This window comes from Halosolutus halophilus, assembly GCF_022869805.1.
In the GTDB taxonomy this organism is placed as follows: Archaea; Halobacteriota; Halobacteria; order Halobacteriales; family Natrialbaceae; genus Halosolutus; species Halosolutus halophilus.
This window is the reverse complement of the sequence record NZ_CP094974.1, coordinates 3122844-3138778: the sequence shown is the minus strand read 5'-3', so window position 1 is coordinate 3138778 and position 15935 is coordinate 3122844. Positions and strand designations below refer to the sequence as shown.

At 67.0% G+C, this 15935-nt stretch carries 14 protein-coding genes; 6 read left to right on the top strand and 8 right to left on the bottom strand.

The genetic code is table 11. The annotated features are described in order from the left end of the window. Positions 1-4 precede the first annotated feature (4 nt). The 5 genes from MUG98_RS15365 (at position 5) to MUG98_RS15345 (ending at position 5558) form a co-directional block, all read left to right on the top strand. The gene (locus MUG98_RS15365; RefSeq protein ID WP_265108319.1) at positions 5-1387 is read left to right on the top strand and encodes a sulfatase-like hydrolase/transferase; all 1383 of its coding nucleotides are present in this window, start codon (positions 5-7) and stop codon (positions 1385-1387) included. Between the two features lie 100 nt (positions 1388-1487). Continuing rightward, positions 1488-2441, top strand: coding sequence for an alkaline phosphatase family protein (locus MUG98_RS15360; RefSeq protein ID WP_265108318.1), 954 nt, complete (start codon positions 1488-1490; stop codon positions 2439-2441). 61 nt (positions 2442-2502) lie between these two features. Continuing rightward, positions 2503-3420 (top strand): glycosyltransferase family 2 protein, encoded by a 918-nt coding sequence (locus MUG98_RS15355; protein WP_265108317.1) that lies wholly within the window; start codon positions 2503-2505, stop codon positions 3418-3420. Positions 3421-3439: 19 nt separating this feature from the next. After that, the gene (locus MUG98_RS15350) at positions 3440-4588 is read left to right on the top strand and encodes a sulfatase-like hydrolase/transferase (RefSeq protein WP_265108316.1); all 1149 of its coding nucleotides are present in this window, start codon (positions 3440-3442) and stop codon (positions 4586-4588) included. A gap of 43 nt (positions 4589-4631) precedes the next feature. After that, positions 4632-5558, top strand: coding sequence for an alkaline phosphatase family protein (locus MUG98_RS15345; protein WP_265108315.1), 927 nt, complete (start codon positions 4632-4634; stop codon positions 5556-5558). A gap of 61 nt (positions 5559-5619) precedes the next feature. Here MUG98_RS15345 and MUG98_RS15340 read toward each other — a convergent pair whose 3' ends face one another. Further along, positions 5620-6570 carry an alkaline phosphatase family protein gene (locus MUG98_RS15340; RefSeq protein WP_265108314.1) on the bottom strand — a complete coding sequence of 317 codons (951 nt, stop codon included), beginning with the start codon at positions 6568-6570 and terminating at the stop codon, positions 5620-5622. 312 nt (positions 6571-6882) lie between these two features. On the opposite strand from MUG98_RS15340, the gene MUG98_RS15335 reads away from it, so the two are divergent. Further along, the gene (locus tag MUG98_RS15335) at positions 6883-8346 is read left to right on the top strand and encodes a lipopolysaccharide biosynthesis protein (RefSeq protein WP_265108313.1); all 1464 of its coding nucleotides are present in this window, start codon (positions 6883-6885) and stop codon (positions 8344-8346) included. A 32-nt stretch (positions 8347-8378) separates the two neighbouring features. Here the strand turns inward: MUG98_RS15335 and twy1 are convergent, their stop codons facing one another. The 7 genes from twy1 to glpK all read right to left on the bottom strand — a co-directional run bounded on the left by twy1 (position 8379) and on the right by glpK (position 15766). Beyond that, on the bottom strand, positions 8379-9413 hold the full coding sequence (gene twy1 / locus MUG98_RS15330) for a 4-demethylwyosine synthase TYW1 (protein ID WP_265108312.1): 1035 nt from the start codon (positions 9411-9413) through the stop codon (positions 8379-8381). Between the two features lie 61 nt (positions 9414-9474). Further along, positions 9475-10689, bottom strand: coding sequence for a PQQ-binding-like beta-propeller repeat protein (locus MUG98_RS15325; RefSeq protein ID WP_265108311.1), 1215 nt, complete (start codon positions 10687-10689; stop codon positions 9475-9477). 175 nt (positions 10690-10864) lie between these two features. Then, positions 10865-11164, bottom strand: a complete 300-nt coding sequence (locus MUG98_RS15320; protein WP_265108310.1) for a hypothetical protein — start codon at positions 11162-11164, stop codon at positions 10865-10867. A 66-nt stretch (positions 11165-11230) separates the two neighbouring features. Next, positions 11231-12229: an FkbM family methyltransferase gene (locus MUG98_RS15315; RefSeq protein ID WP_265108309.1), complete on the bottom strand. Its 999-nt coding sequence runs from the start codon at positions 12227-12229 to the stop codon at positions 11231-11233. Positions 12230-12416: 187 nt separating this feature from the next. Continuing rightward, a complete protein-coding gene (locus tag MUG98_RS15310) occupies positions 12417-13100 on the bottom strand; it encodes a phosphoglycolate phosphatase (RefSeq protein WP_265108308.1) in 684 nt (227 codons plus the stop codon). A 57-nt stretch (positions 13101-13157) separates the two neighbouring features. Continuing rightward, the gene (locus MUG98_RS15305) at positions 13158-14225 is read right to left on the bottom strand and encodes a DUF7973 family transport facilitator (protein ID WP_265108307.1); all 1068 of its coding nucleotides are present in this window, start codon (positions 14223-14225) and stop codon (positions 13158-13160) included. Further along, positions 14222-15766 (bottom strand): glycerol kinase GlpK, encoded by a 1545-nt coding sequence (gene glpK, locus MUG98_RS15300; RefSeq protein WP_265108306.1) that lies wholly within the window; start codon positions 15764-15766, stop codon positions 14222-14224. Before glpK ends, MUG98_RS15305 begins: the two co-directional genes overlap by 4 nt. Positions 15767-15935: the final 169 nt, after the last annotated feature.

Below are 15935 nucleotides of genomic sequence, written 5' to 3'. Positions count from 1 at the left end.
ACCCATGACGAACGTCGCACTCGTCATCCTCGACACGCTCCGGGACGACGCCTTCGAGGAGCACTTCGACTGGCTTCCCGGCAGGCGGTTCGATCGCGCCTGGAGTACGAGCCACTGGACGGTCCCGGCGCACGCCTCGCTGTTCACCGGCCGATACGCGAGCGAGGTCGGCGTCTACGCCGGCGCACAGACCTTCGACTGTCCCGAACGCCTGCTCGCGGAGCGGCTGCGATCGGCCGGGTACACGACGCGGGCGTTCAGCGCGAACCCCAACCTCTCCCCCGTGTTCGACGCCGACCGCGGCTTCGATCAGTTCGAACTGAGCTGGCGCCTGGAGCACCACGGGGAGGACCTCTTCGACTGGGACGGCTTCATCGCGGAGACGCGCGAGCACGGCCCGGAGCGGTACGCGATCGCGCTCAAGGAGGTTCTGCTTGGGGACAGCCGGACGCTCCCGTCGCTGAAACACGGCGCGAAGCTGAAGCTTCGCGACACGCCGCTCGCTCGCCACGTCGAACACGTCGACGACGGCGCGAGCACCGCGCTCGAACTGGTCCGCGACGCGGCGTTCGGCGACGACGAGTTCCTCTTCCTGAACCTGATGGAGGCTCACTCGCCGTACGATCCGCCCCCGGAGTGGAAGACCGTCGACGTCGACGTCGACGGGCTGGCCGCCTCGCTCGGCGAGCCGACGGACGACCCCGCGGACCTCGAACGGGCGTACGACGACTGCGTCCGGTATCTCTCGCACGTCTACGAGCGGATCTTCGCGTCCCTGCGCGAGTCGTTCGACGTGATCGTCACGGTCAGCGATCACGGCGAACTCCTCGGCGAACACGGCGGCTGGGAACACCTCTCGGGCATCTACCCCGAACTCGCCCGCGTCCCGCTGTCGATCTACGACGCGCGCGACGGGGCGGTCGAGGACGTCACGCACGACGATCGATCGGTGTCCCTGATGGACGTCCACGAGACCGTCCTCGCCGCGGCGGACCTCGAATCCGATCCCGACGCGCGAGGGCGCGACCTCACCGACCCGGACCGCCTGGAGTCAGCGGACCGAAACGGGTCGGACGACGGGTTCCGCGGCTGCGAAGTGCTCGTCGAGTACCACGGGCTTCCCGAGCGGCACCTCGACGCCCTGCGGCGCAACGGGTTCGAGGACCTCGAGTACCGCACCCGGTGGCTCGACGGGATCGCGCTGGGCGACTATTTCGGCTACGAGACGTTCGACGGGTTCGAGGAGTGGGGCGAGCCCCCCTACGAGGACCCGCGAGCGCGGCTCCGGGACCTCGTCGACGCACTCGACCGTCGCACGGACGTCGAGGAGGACCGCGAACTGGACGAATCGGTGATGCGACAGCTCGAGGATCTGGGATACGCATGACGGGGACGGAGTCGCTCACAGAGCAGCGGTCGTGCTCGCGGACGCCATCGTGGCGATCCGAACGAGTGGACCCGGGGCCGAGTCGGGAGGTGGTCGACTGATGGGCGTCGGACGGTTCGCGCGAAAGCTGCCGGAACGCGGCGTTCGACGATCGATCGAGGTCGTCGTCGAGTGGCTGGGACGTCGGCTGTGGATGGGCGACTTCGCCGACGAGACCGTCTTCGAGCGCGAGTGGGACGTGCTCGTCCTGCTGGACGCCTGTCGGGTCGACCTGATGGCCGATGTCGCCGCGGAGTACGGCTGGCTCCCGTCGCCCGGCGCCGTCGAGGCGGGCGCGATCGACTCGGTCGCGGGATCCTCGAAGGAGTGGATGCGTCGGACGTTCCTCTCCCGGGATGCCGAACTCGAGAACACGGCCTACGTAACCGGGAACCCGTTCTCGGCGGAGATCCTCGACGACGAGCATCCCCTCGGACTGGTCGACGAAGTGTGGCGGTACGCCTGGGACGACGACCTCGGCTCGATCCGGCCGGAACCGATCACCGATCGGGCGATCCGCGCCTGTCGCGACGGCGACTTCGATCGCGTCGTCGTCCACTACATGCAACCTCACGTACCGTTTCTCGACCGACCGGATCTCCACGCGGGGTATCGGCCGGACGACTGGGGATCGCCGGATTCGGTCGTCGACGCCGACGAGACCGGGCTGAACGTGTGGGGTCGCGTTCGAGAGGGCGACCTCGAGAGAGACGAGGTGTGGGCGGCCTACGCCGACAACCTGCGGATCGGGCTGGATGCAGTGCAGACGCTCCGGCGGAACGTCGACGGGACGCTGGTCCTGAGTTCGGACCACGGCAACGCGATGGGCGAACTCGGGATCTGGGGTCACCCCGACACTCCCGTTTCGAGTATCCGCCGGGTGCCGTGGATCGAACTCGAGGCCCGCGACGAGAGGACGAGAGAGCCGACGATCGAACCCGAAGCGATGGACGACGAACGCCCGGTCGACGCCGACGTCCAGGATCGACTGGCGTCGCTCGGATACACGGAGTGAGAACGATGTTGCAACCACCAGAGACGGTCGACGGAACGATCCGGGCGGAGGGTGGGTCGTCGTGAGCGATCCCGCCGTCGCCCTCGGGGTAAAGGTCTTCAACCGCACCGAGAAGCTCGAGGCCCTCCTCGAGTCCGTTCCCGCGGACGAGTACGACGTCGTCTACGTCGCGGACGACGGCCGGACCGAAGAACGCACGCACCTCTACGAGCGAGCGTGGCCGTTCGACCTCGAACTGATCGACCTCCCCTACGACGCCGGGCTCGGTCCCGGCCGCAACGCGATCGTCGACGCGCTCTCCGAGGAGTACCTGACGATCGTCGATAGCGACCACGAGGTGCCGACGAACGCGGCCATGCTCGTGCGACAGCTCGAGGCTCGCCCCGATTTCGGCGGGATCAGCGGGCTGTTGCTGGAACACGGGCGAATACAGGGACTGTGTCACGACCTGTTCGAGGAGGGCGACGTGCTCGTCCGCGACACGGGCTCGAAGACGGCCGAGACGGTGGCGGGTTACCCCCTCGTCGCGTTCGACTTCGTCCCGAACGTCGTGACGTTCCGCCGGGCGTGTCTCGAGGAGCGGGCCTGGGACGAGAACTACGTGATCGGTCGCGAGCACCTCGACTTCTTCGTCGGTCACTGGCGGGGAACCGACTGGCGGTTCGGCACCTGTCCCGCGGTGCTCTTTCCCCACCATCCCGGCGGCGGCAGCGAGTACGACTCGAACCGGCTCGATCGCACCAAGCTCCTCGCGAGCAAGTCCTACTTCCGGGAGAAGTGGGGGTACGACCAGATCGTCGCCCGCGAGTTCTGGCTCGGGAACCAGTCCATCGACAGGCCGCTCGCCGTCCTCGACGGGTCCGTCCCGGTTCCAACGTGGGTCGGTGCGAAAGTGATGGACCTGCGTGACGTACGGATGCGCATCGAGGCCGCGACTGCGAGCGCGAGCGAACTACTCCCTGAGGTGGCCCAGCGATGACCCCAGAGGTGAGACGACAATGACGACTGATACGGACACGGCTTCGACCGAGACGGCGCGGACGACGCTGCTGGTCACCGTCGACTCGCTCCGCGCCGATCGGTTCGACGAGATGGATCGGACGAGAGACTACCTGGAAGAGCGTCACCCGCGGGCGTTCGCGACGTCGACGGCGACCCTCGGAAGTTTCCCCGCGATCGTCGGCGGCGAGTACGCGACCGGCGACGGCCTCGGGCGGGCGACCAGCGTCGCCAGCGAGTTCGACTGTCGACGGATCGCCATTACGACGAACCACCTCCTCTCCGCGGAGTACGGCTACGCCGACGCCTTCGACTCGTTTACCTCGCCGAAAGGCAGCGGGGAGACGCTGAAGGACAAGGGTGCGATTATACTGGAACGCGGCACCCTCGCGTACGATCTCGCCAGCTGGGGCTGGAACCGGTACCAGGCGGTCCGGAGCCGGTTCGGCGAGATCGAGAAATCGTTTCGGCCTGCCGACGACGTGATCGAGTCGTTCCTCGCGGAACTCGAACGCGAAGACCGCGACGAGTGGTTCGGCTGGCTGCACTTCATGGAGCCGCATCACCCCTACGACCCCGACGGCGCGAGCGTGGGCCGAGCCGAGGCCCAGCGGGTGAGCCGCCGCGTACTCTCGGGTCGCGGCTCGGCGGACGACGAGGACCTCGTCCGCGAACTCTACCGCCGGGAGGTGGCCGAACTCGATCGGAAACTGGCGCGGCTCTGGGAGGCCATCCCCGACGAGACGCGGGTCGTCTTCTGTGCGGACCACGGCGAGCTACTGGGGGAAGACGGCCTGTGGGGCCACCCCGGCGAGATGCGCCCGGAACTCCTCCACGTGCCGTTCGGGACGCGAAACGCGCCCGACCTCGGCGAGGTCGTCTCGCTGATCGACGTCCCGACGATCCTCGCCGGGGGCGAGCACGGCGTCGGCACGCTCGATCGCGAGGTGGCCTTCGCCGCCTACGGCGAGAAGAAGGCGGCGATGAACGCCGACAACATCGCGACGAGCGAGGGGATCGTTCGACTCTCGGACGGCGACCCGGCGAGCGATCCGGCCCTCGAACGCCAGTTTGATCGGTTCGACCCCGCCTACGTGGTCACGGAAGACGCGCTGCAGGAAGACCTGGAGGATCTGGGATACGCATGACGGACGATCGACGACGACGGCCGATCGGCGGAGGGATCGACGGATGACAGTGGTGGTGCTGGCGCTAGACGCTCTCGACGCGGGGCTGGTCGAGTACTTCGACCTCGACGAGGTGCGACTCGAGACGAGCGGCGACCTCGAGACGTTCGCGCGGACGCAGGACCTCCCGTACACGCCGGAAGTGTGGGCGACGGTCGCGACCGGCCTGCCCCCGGAAGATCACGGCGTCACCGGCGGCGGTACGAGCGAGTGGGACAACCCGGTCCTCGAGGGGCTCTCCCGCGTATCGGGGCGGCTGGACGAGTCGACCCGCGGGACGCTCGGGAAGTTCGTCCGGTCGCGGACGGGCGAGCGCGAGCGGATCGGCCGCACGGACGCCGAGTCGATGTTCGACGCCGACGGCGCGGTCGTCCACAACTGGCCGGGCGTCGCCGACGGCCGGCCGCTCCAGCGGGCGTGGGACCTGATGAACGCCGTCGCTCAGGGCATGCCCCGCAGCGAGTTCGAGCGCGAACTGTTCGGCCAGTGTGCCCAGCAGTTCGCCTGGGCACGCGAGATGCTGAACCACCCCGTCTCGATCGCCGGCGTCCACGTCCACGCGCTGGACGCGGCCGGTCACGCCTACGCCGACGACGAAGACGCGCTCCGGCACGCCTACGCCCGCGTGGGGGAGTTCGTCCGGGACGTCGTCGACGCGCTCGGGGAGGGCGACGACCTCCTGATACTCAGCGATCACGGGATGCGAGCGGCCTTTTATCCGCCCGACGCCGACGAGAACCCGGCGACCCACTCCTGGCGGGCGTACGCGAGTACGACCGCGGAGACGCGTCCGGAGTCGGTGTTCGACGTTCGCGAGTGGGTCGAAGCGCGTGCACGCCGGACGCAGGTCGGCGGTTCCGGCGCCGTGGCCGGCGAGGAACGCATCGACGTGCCGACCGACCACCTGCGCGAACTCGGCTATCTCGACTGATCGACGGCGCGCTCGAGGGACCGCCGACGGACGCGGTGCGAACTGCCGATCCCCGCCGGCGTCACTCAAGGTAGCCCAGATCCCGGAGCTGTTCCTCGGTCGTGTCCATCACGGCCGATCGACGATCGGCTCGCTCCCTGCCGGAGTCGTCGACGCGCGTGTCGACCCACTCGCGAACGTCGAACACGCTCGCTGGCGGATCGTCGTCGAGAGTCGTCGACGCGAGCGCCCGAAAGCTGTGAAAGCCCGGTTCGGAGTCGCCGTCGATCCACTCGACCTGCATCCCGTGGTCCGAGAGCACGAGCAACTCGTCGACGTGCTCGCGGACGGACCCGAGCAGGCGATCGACCCGCTCGTACACCTCACAGAGGCGATCCGGGTGCGTCGCGAAGGCGTGCCCGGCGGCGTCGAGGACGTGCATGTGAACGCCGGCGACGGTCACGTCGGTCTGTCCCATCCCCTGGAGCCAGCCGATCTCGAGGCCGGCGTTCCCGTAGAGTCGCCGCCAGAGTTCGTCGTCGGTGATTTCGCCGCTCGAGGCGAGGTTGAGCCAGTGCCAGGTCTGGCTCAGGTGTTCTGCCGGGGTGACGCCCGGCCACCACCGCACGACGCGGCCGTCGGATCCGAAGAGGTGGGGATGTGCGGTCTGACGCAGCGTCATCCCGCCGCCGTCGCTGCCGTTGCCCCCGCTCCCGGCCCCGGAGTCGCCGCGCAGCCACGTGCCGAGTTTTATTCGCGTTTCCTTCGGGAGGAGATAGGGCGCTACCTTGCTCGCGTACTCGAGCACCGGATTTTCCCACTGCTGTTGCTCACCGGTCGATGCGAGGCCGTGGTCCGCCGGCTCGACCCCCGTCGCAACCGACGTCCAGACCTCGAGCGTGTTCGGGTTCGTACCGGAGTGGGCGAACGTCTCGAGTTCGCGGTGGGTATCGCACAGGACGTTCTCGCAGTTCCACTCGCGAGCGAGGGCGTAGTCGGCGGCGTCGAGGGCGACGATCCCGAGCGTCGTCATACGTGACCAACCACGAGCCCGGTATTCAACGTCCGGGGGACCTGCGGACCCCGGGGTCGGGATACGGATCGGGTGCCGGCGAGCGTCTCAACAGCCGTAGTAGGCGGTACACTAATACCGTCGGGTGATGCAGTGTTTCCCGACGCGAACTCGTCCGCTGATATCGATGGTGACGATCCTCCTCTCACCCGAGTCACGTCGATCGGACGCGAGCGATCGAGCGACGGCCGAAGCCGCCGGTCACGCACCGCTGGCGGGACAGAACGGAACGGACTGTCGGACGTCTCACTCGCCGCGCCCCGATCGAGACCCATGACGGACGCAACGTCGGTTAGCCTCGGCGGAGAGACGGTGAAGGCGACGGTCGCGAAGTTCACGATGGCCGTGATCGGGTTCGCCGGGACCGTCGTCTTCGCGCGGATGCTCGGGCCGACCGGGTTCGGCGGGTTCTACCTGCTCTTCTCGCTGGTGAAGCTCGGCGACCGGGCGGTCAACGGGTGGGGAACGGCGATCATGAAGCGATTCTCGGAGGTCGACGCCCCGGAACGGGAGCTGATCGGGGGGCAGTTGCTGTTCACGCTCGCGTGGCTCTCGGCCACGGGAGTAGCCGGTGTCCTCGCGTCCGGGTGGCTCGTCTCCTACACCGGCCTGCCCGAGGCACCCGTGCTGTTCGTCGTCTTGATGGGCGCCGTCACGCTCTACGAGCCAACCGATCGCGTCGTTCAGGCCCGCGGACTGGCCGGCGCCTCGATGTGGATCGACACGTTCCGATCGCTGCTGACCTTCCCGCTGCAGCTCGCGCTCGTCCTCCTCGGTCTCGGTGCCGCCGGCATGGCCTACGGGCTGGCCGCGGCGACGTTCCTCTCGCTACCCGCCCTCTGGCACTTCGTCCGGACGAGACCGACGGTCCCAAGCCGCGAGACGCTGGGAGGCCTCTGGTCGTACGCGAAGTACAGCATCCCCAACTCGTTCCTGGGCCAGGCGTACGACCGGTTCGACATCCTCCTGCTGGGGTACCTCCTCGCGCCCGCGGCGGCCGGCCGGTACGAGGTCGCACTGAAGCTCACATTGCCGGCGACGTTCGTGATGCTGGCGGCCCAGAGCGTGCTGATGGCCCGCGTCAGTCGGCTCCACAGCCAGGGCGAGGACGTGAGCGAGGACGTCTCGAACACGCTCGCGTTCTCGAGCGTCGTCGCGATTCCGATGTTCTTCGGTGCCGTCGCGATGCCCGAGCTACTCGTCGTGACGGCGTTCGGCCCCGAATACGCCGACGCCGCCGCGTTGCTGGTCGGACTCGCGCTGTTCCAGATCGCGAGCACGCAGAGCGGCCCGCTCACCAGCGCGATCGGCGGCATCGACCGACCGGACGTCAACACGCGGATCTCGGCGGTGACGCTAGCGCTCAACATCGTCCTCGGCGTCGTGCTGACGCTCGCGTACGGGGCGATCGGAGTCGTCGTCGCCACGATCGTCGCCGAGACGCTCCGGTACGTCCTCTCGGCGCGCGTCGTCGGGCGGGAACTGCCGGGCGTTACGTTGCTCCCCCGGACGCTGCTCGAACAGGTCGCCGCGGCGGTGCTCATGTTCCTGGTCGTCGTCGCGATCGTGCGGACCGTCTCCGTCGACCGGTGGTACCACCTGCTCGCCGTCGTCGCGGTCGGCGCGGCGGTGTACTCGACGACCCTGGTGGCGATCAGCCGGAGACTCCGGGTGACGATCCGCGGCGTCCTCCGCGGGTCCCGTTTCGAGCAGTACGTCGTTCGATCGGCCGATTGAGGTGGCCGGCGTGCGACCTGCTCGCCGACGCGTCAGTCGCCGGTCACCGGATCGCGCGCCCAGAACTCGCTGTCTTTCTTCAGTTTGGGAACCCAGGTATCACTGGTCTTCGAGAGGAGGGCGACGCGGGAGGCGGGGACCTCCTTGAGTTCGGTGAACTCCGGCATGTACTCCCGGACGCCCTCGGCGAACTCGACGACCGTCTCGTGGTCGGGCATCGACGATCGATCGAGTCGGCCCCGCGAGTGACCGACGTGCATGTAGGCCTTCAGCTCGACGAAGTCGGGATCCGCCTGCTGGTAGAAGCCGGCGTACCAGTCGGGGTGGTGCATGTTCTCACCCTCGACGAGGGTCGTCCGGAGGACGGTCCGGGTCTCGTCCTTCGCGGCGAGGACGGCCATCGTCTCGAGCAGTTTCTCCCAGGCGTCGTCCTCCATCGCGCCGACGACCTCGTCGAACGTGTGTCGCTCGGGCGCGTCGACGCTGACGTACAATTGGGTGGGATCGCACTCCCGGAGCACCTCGGGGCGGGTGCCGTTCGAGACGAGGAAGGTGGTGATGTCCCGATCGTGGAACGCCTCGATGAGTTCGGGCAGGTAGGGGTACAGCGACGGTTCGCCGTCCAGCGAGATGGCGACGTGGCGCGGTTCCATCGCCTGGTCGAAGACCTCGCGGGGAACCTCGTCGTTTCCGCCGAAGCCCGACAGGAGCTTCTTCTGGAGGTCGATCGAGGCGTCGACGACGGCCTCGGGGTCGTCCCACTCGACGTCGTCCATCTCGTAGGCGTGGCCCTGGTGATCGCGCCAGCAGAAGACGCAGCGTTCGTTGCACTTGACCACGGGCGTCATCTGGATACAGCGGTGTGACTCGATCCCGTACCAAATGTTCTTGTAGCACTTCCCCTCGCCGCGCATGGCGTTCGCGGTCCAGCCGCAGGTCTGGGCGGCCGTGTGGTTCTCGCTGTGGTAGTCCGGGCTCGAGACCTGTGCCGGCCCGCCGTTTTCCGTCCCCTCGCCCTGGGCGCTGGCGGGCGTGCGGCCTCCCCCGGGATCCGCGGAGTCGCTCATGTTGCCGGTCGTTGGACGGGCGTGATGAAAAGGCGTGTGGTCGTGACCATCGCTTCAGCGGCTATTCGAGAACCACCACGCCCTCCCGCGTCCCGAGAACGATGGCGTCTTCGACGAGCGCGAGGGGATGGGGGCCGAACGCGCCGGCCGTCTCCAGTTCCCAGCGAACCGCGCCCGTTTCGACTTCGAGCGCGAACAGGCGGCCGGTTCCGCGCGCCGATTCGGGGTGGCTCCCGCCCAGGTAGCACAATCCGTCCGCGACGGCGGGCGGACCGGCCGGTTCGGGGACGGTCTCCTCCCAGACGTGATCACCTGTCTCGAGGTCAATCAGCCCCACGGGGCTTTCGTCGAGTTCGCTCCAGTTGTTATCGTAGCCGCTGACGAGCAGGCGGTCTTCGAGGATCGCGGGCGTCGAAACTGATGGTTCGAACGGCCGCTGCCAGACAGTGCCTCGAGTCGATAGTGTCCGAATCGGGGCTTTCGGATCTGGGCCCTCCGATTCGCCACCGAGAGCGATCGTCCCGTCGACCACGGCAGGGCGGGACGGTGATATCCACGACTCGAAGCCGTCGAGCGAAATGGTCTTGATCTTCCGTTCGGCCGGACGATGCGGCCCGTTCGGCGAGAGGATGTGGTACGCTTCCCACGTTACCCAGTGGAGTCTGTTGTTGGCGACGGCGAGAGTGCCACGAACCCCGTCACTGTCGATCGTCCACCGGTGGTCGCCAGTGTCGGCGTGCAGTCCGTGCAGGTCGCCATCTGTGGTACAGTAGACCGTTCCGTCGATCTCGACGAGGTCCCGTGATCGGTCCGGTAATTCGTGTCGCCACTCCTCCTCGCCCGTGCTGGCATCCCGAGCGATGAGTGTCTCTTCCAATTGGGTGTAACAGCGCCCATCGATTACGACGACGTCGCCAGGCCTGTCCTCGCTCCAGAGCCGCGCTCCGTCTTCGAGTCCACGGGCTTCCACCCCGTCGGGACCGCCGGCGAAGACGACGCCGTCGGCCACGGCGACGTGATCGACGCGTCCTCGTTCCCTTCTCGCCCACCGTTCGGTCGGTCCTTCATGTGGCGGTGTCGCTGCCGGAGCGACCAGGTCGTTGGCGAACGATCGGGTCGAGCGAATCCACTCGTCCGCCCCGGGTTCGTACGAGAGCGGGACGTGTCGGTCCGCCGGTGACGTGTCGTGCTCATCGGTGGCGAGCCGATCCGCACAGCCAGCAATACCGCCCGTCGTAACAGCACCGAGAAACGCGCGACGGCAGATGGAGGGCATGGAATTGCGTATTCAGGTATGAGTGATAGTAGTTGCGTTGATATGTCCCACGTGGGGACACGATCGGCGTCCCATCCGACACTGCCACCGTCCTGTTCGAATGGACGTCCCCGCCGTCATCGCCGGCGGTTTTCCACGCGCTTTCGTCGGCGTTCGCGACCACGATATGCCGAGGCTACTTCTTGTGTGGCAATTGCCCCGGTTCGGCCGGTTCGTCGTCCTCCGTCGCGACCTCCCGCTCGAAGGTGTACAGTACCAGCCCCGTGTTGGCGGTGAGGATGACGCCGGTCATCGGCGCGGCCGGGACGAACAGGTACAGCCCGAATCCGATCGCGACGGGGGCCGCCGCGATCGCCGCCCACAGTCGGGGCCGTCCGATCTCGACCCCCGTCGCGTCCCGGTAGACGTACGCGAACGCGGCGATCGTCGCCGCGAGGCCGAGAAGTGCGATCGCGGGTGACGTTACCGGTCCCATACGTCTCGGTTCGGGTGCCAGTGCAAAAGCGTTCCGCGTGCGGACTCTCGACTGGAGATGACGTGACTACGTCCGTCTGAGAACGACGTGAATCGAGTGGGACTCGTCCATCGCACGCAGCTCGTCGAACGAGTCCCACGGGAGCCGGACCTCGTACCACATCGGGCCCTCGAGGTCTGTCACGGCGACGATTTCGAGATCAGATTCCTCCAGCGTGTCGAGCAGCTGTTCGAACGTCTCGTCGGCTAACCTGGAGCGATGGAGTTCGAAGAAGACCACCAGCGGCTGGTTCGACTCGAGGACGGCAGGCATTCCCCGGAACACCTGTGCTTCGTACCCCTCGACGTCCATCCGGACGACGTTGATCGCTTCCGGTGCGACGTCCCGCTCGTCGAGGAGCGTCGAGATCCGTTTCTGGGGGACCTCGATCTGTCGCTCGATATGATGTTTCCGGTCGAAAAAGTCCTCGTCGACGTGTGACTTGTTGCTCAACGGCAAGATATTGAACGTGACGGTGCCGTCGCTGTCTCCCACCGCCACCCGTTCGACGTCGATCAGGTCGCCGTACCCGTTGCGTTCGATCGATCGCGAGAGGAGGTCGACGTTTCTCGGATCGGGTTCGAACGCCAGTATCCGACCCCGGTCTCCGAGCACGTGCGCCTCCAGCAGTGCGTAGTACCCGATGTTGGCGCCGATTTCCAGGACGGTCACGGTCGAATCGATCCGATCTCTGAGCCGTTCGAGTTCCGCCTCGAAGATGCTGGCCGACAGTTCTTCGCGCCCGCCGTACATGAGCAACTCCTGCGAGATGCCGTCCATCGACGGGTCGAGAACCATTTCGCTGCCGTTGATCTCGCGCACCACGAGCCCAGTATCGCCTCTCCAGGCGAGGTACTCCGTGTACGCGTTCCAGTCGAGGAGACCGCCCGTGATCCCGCCGAGTAGCGGTCCCACCTCCCCGCGACGGATCCAGCGCTCGACCTTGCGCCGATTGGTCTCGACCCACGGCTGGACGGTCGATGGATCGCTGACGGCCCGATTCACCTTCGCGATGATATCCGCCATGAATACGGTATCGACGCCGGATCGTTTGAAGATATTTCAACTTGCGTGGTTAGTCATCAATTCGTGTCAGTACTAGAATTCTAGACGATGTCGACAGCGCGTCCCGGTGGCGCGATTTCGCGACCCGATAACGCTTATCGCGCCTCGCTGGAGCGGTCTCGTCTTCGAACGTCCCTCTCAGAAGATGCTATTCCGACCCGCGAACCCGATCGAGCACTGTCAGCGTTCCGTCTGCGTGTTGCTGATCGAGCACGTCGTCGGCCGCGGCTTTCGCGGCCTCGTCGGCGTTCGCGACCGCGAAGCTTCGGCCGACGCGCTCGAACGTCGAGACGTCGTTCATCGAGTCGCCGACGGCCACGCACTCGGCGAGGTCGATCCCGACGTAGTCTGCGATCGTCTCGACGCCGTCGCCCTTGTTCGGGCTGGGGTCTTTCACGTGGTAGGCGTAGCCGGTGTCGACCACCTCGAGGCCGTGGGCGGCGGCGATCTCGCGCAGGGGTCCGATCGGCTGCTCCAGGTTGACGGCGATCTCGGTCTCACGCCACCGGTTGACGGTGTCTTCCGGCCCCCAGCCGAGCGAGTAGCCGCGGGCCCGGTACTCCTCGACGACGGCCTGGGCGGCCTCGCGATCGGCGGTGAAGTGGACGTCGTCGCCGGTGTAGACGACGCCGCCGTTCTCGGCGACGACGAGTTCGGGCACGCCGACGAAGTGACAGAGGGCGACTGGATAGGGGAACGCCTTCCCGGTGGCGATCACGACGGGGGCGTCCCACTCGCGGATCGGATCGAAGACGCGGGGATCGATGCCCCACCGCTCGGGGCGGGTGAGCGTCCCGTCGATGTCGAGGACGAGCGGCGGATCGGCAGTCATACCCTGAGGTGAGCAGTGTAGCACCTAAAAAAGTCGGATGCGAATGCTTCGGTCGAGTTACAGCGTCGGGACCCAGACGGCGTCCGGGAAGACGCCCGCGAAGTACAGGATCGCGATCAGGAAGGTCCCGAAGACGATCGCAGCGGCCGGCGGGTCCCAGTGGGTGTCGCCGTGGGCGTAGAAGACCCGCTGGAACAGCTCGCCGAACAGCGCACAGATCACGCCGAAGACGCCGCCGATGATGAGTGCGGTCGGCTCACCAGCACCGGCGATCACGGCACCGCCTTCTGCGGTGACGGCGAGTGCGGCCGTCGAGGCCGGCAGCGTCATGTGGTGAGTTACTGGAATCTGTTCGACGCCGCAGTTGAGGAACAGCAGCGTCGCGGCGCTGATCCCGAAGGCGAGAAACGCGCTCCCGGTGACCAGCGCGGTGTAGGCTCCGAGCAGCCCGGCCGCGAGGCCGATCATCGCGACGTGGCCCCACTGGTACTGGTGGGGAAGCCACGGTTCGACCGCGAAGCGACCGGTCTGGGCGGCAGCGGCCGCGGACTGTGCTTCGCCCCCGTCGGTCATCGCTTCGCCCCCGTCGGCCGCGGCGCGGCGCTCTTCGCGCTCGAACGGGCCCATGTCGAGGATGCCCGAGCCGCGGACCTTGCCGATGACGCTGTAGCCGAGGATGAGCCGGTGGAACAGCGCCGAGAGGACGACGCCCATCGCGATCGGGTCGTACGGCAGCGCCAGTTCCGCCGAGGCCGTCTGGAGCCAGTAGCCGAAGATCCCGAACGCGCCGCCGACGGCGAGCACGTCGGGCTTGGTCCCGAGCGCGAACGCGATGTTCTTCGCCTCGTGGTAGTCGAAATCGGTATCCATGTAGCCTTGCCGTGCGGCGTAGGCGGTCGCGGCGACACCGCCGGCGAAGGAGATGGCCGGCGAGAACGGCGGGCCGAAGGCGACGCTGCCAGTGATCGCGCCGGAGCCTTCGATGCCGGTGATCGCCGCCGCTTCGCCGGCGATCACCATGAAGCCGGTGAAAATAAAGGCTGGCAGCGGACCGAGCGCCGCACCGAACGCGCCGCCGCCGAAGGCGGCGATGATCTCCGCGAGGTCGAGTAACGCGTCGATCATTCGCCCCCACCGTCCGTTGCCCAGTCACGCGATCGCTCGAGCGCGTCGCCCCAGCGGTCGTACATCTCGTCGGCCTCGTCCCGGTTCATCTCGGATTCGAACTCGGCGTCGACCTGCCAGTTGTCGCGCAGGCTGTCCACGTCGCTCCAGTAGCCGACGGCCAGCCCGGCCGCGTACGCGGAGCCGAGCGCCGTCGTCTCGTCGACGACGGGGCGGACGATGTCCGAGCCGATGATGTCGGACTGGAGCTGACAGAGGTAGTTGTTCTTGACGGCACCGCCGTCGACCTTCAGCGACGTCATCTCGATGCCCGAATCCGCTTCCATAGCCTCGGCGACGTCGCGGGTCTGGTAGGCGATCGACTCCAGGGTCGCACGCACGATGTGCTCCTTGCGGGTGCCGCGGGTCATCCCGACGATGGTCCCGCGTGCGCGCTGATCCCAGTGTGGCGCACCGAGCCCCGTGAAGGCGGGGACGACGTAGACGCCGTCCGTCGAGTCGACGCTGCGGGCGAGTTCCGCCGTCTCCGCGGGATCGTCGATCAGCGTCATGTCCTCGAGCCACTCGATCGCCGCGCCGGTGATGAAGATCGAGCCCTCGAGGGCGTACTGGACGTCCTCGCCCGACTTCTGGAAGCCGATCGTCGTCAGGAGGCCGTGGTCGCTCTCGACGGCCTCGTTGCCGGTGTTCATCAGGAAGAACGAGCCCGTCCCGTAGGTGTTCTTCGCGTCGCCGGCGTCGAAACAGGTCTGGCCGAACAGGGCCGCCTGCTGGTCACCGAGCGCGCCCGCGACCGGCACCTCGGCCTCGAGGAAGCCCTCGGGATCGGTCGTCCCGTAGGTGTCGTCGTCGCTGGACGGCCGGACCTCGGGCAGCATCTCCGCGGGGACCGAGAACTCCTCCAGGAGGTCGTCGTCCCACTCGAGGTCGTGGATGTTGTACAGCATCGTCCGCGACGCGTTCGTGACCTCGGTGATGTGGTTGCCCGTGAGGTTGTAGATGAGCCACGTGTCGATCGTGCCGAAGAGCACTTCGCCCTTCTCCGCACGGTCGCGAATGTCTTCCGGCCGCGATCGCTCGAGCTTGATCGGGTCGGCGTTGTCGAGCAGCCACTCGGCCTTGGTCGCCGAGAAGTACGCGTCGGCCTCCAGCCCGGTCTTCTCGCGGATGGTCCCGACCAGCCCGTCCTCCTCGAGTTGCTCGACGCGGTCCGTGGTTCTGCGGTCCTGCCAGACGATGGCGTTGTGGACCGGCTTGCCGGAGTCGGCGTCCCACAGGAGCGTGGTTTCACGCTGGTTCGTCACGCCCAGCGCCTCGAGCTGGTCGGGACTGATGCCCGCCTGCCCGAGCGCGGTCGTGATGACGCTTTTCGTGTTCTCCCAGATCTCCATCGGGTCGTGCTCGACCCAGCCGGGTTCCGGGTATATCTGTTCGTGTTTCTCGTACGCGCTGGCGACGACCTGGCCCTCGTGATCGAAAACGATAAACCGCGTACCGGTCGTCCCCTGGTCTACTGCGCCGACGTATGTATTGTCAGTCACTTCTGGTCACCCCATGTGAATTCCCACGCGACGTCTTTACTGATGGTCGCGTGCTACTGGTAAACAGTAGCGACGATCATTATAAATGTTACCGAAACTCTAACACAGATTTTATAATAAATGCTATATTTCTCGGCGGAGATTCGCCCGGTTCACCCGGATGTCGAGT

Coding starts and splice junctions, on each gene's coding strand:
- MUG98_RS15365 (WP_265108319.1), top strand. CDS start 5: ATGACGAACGTCGCACTCGTCATCCTCGACACGCTCCGGGACGACGCC.
- MUG98_RS15360 (WP_265108318.1), top strand. CDS start 1,488: ATGGGCGTCGGACGGTTCGCGCGAAAGCTGCCGGAACGCGGCGTTCGA.
- MUG98_RS15350 (WP_265108316.1), top strand. CDS start 3,440: ATGACGACTGATACGGACACGGCTTCGACCGAGACGGCGCGGACGACG.
- MUG98_RS15345 (WP_265108315.1), top strand. CDS start 4,632: ATGACAGTGGTGGTGCTGGCGCTAGACGCTCTCGACGCGGGGCTGGTC.
- MUG98_RS15340 (WP_265108314.1), bottom strand. CDS start 6,570: ATGACGACGCTCGGGATCGTCGCCCTCGACGCCGCCGACTACGCCCTC.
- MUG98_RS15335 (WP_265108313.1), top strand. CDS start 6,883: ATGACGGACGCAACGTCGGTTAGCCTCGGCGGAGAGACGGTGAAGGCG.
- twy1 (WP_265108312.1), bottom strand. CDS start 9,413: ATGAGCGACTCCGCGGATCCCGGGGGAGGCCGCACGCCCGCCAGCGCC.
- MUG98_RS15325 (WP_265108311.1), bottom strand. CDS start 10,689: ATGCCCTCCATCTGCCGTCGCGCGTTTCTCGGTGCTGTTACGACGGGC.
- MUG98_RS15320 (WP_265108310.1), bottom strand. CDS start 11,164: ATGGGACCGGTAACGTCACCCGCGATCGCACTTCTCGGCCTCGCGGCG.
- MUG98_RS15315 (WP_265108309.1), bottom strand. CDS start 12,229: ATGGCGGATATCATCGCGAAGGTGAATCGGGCCGTCAGCGATCCATCG.
- MUG98_RS15310 (WP_265108308.1), bottom strand. CDS start 13,100: ATGACTGCCGATCCGCCGCTCGTCCTCGACATCGACGGGACGCTCACC.
- MUG98_RS15305 (WP_265108307.1), bottom strand. CDS start 14,225: ATGATCGACGCGTTACTCGACCTCGCGGAGATCATCGCCGCCTTCGGC.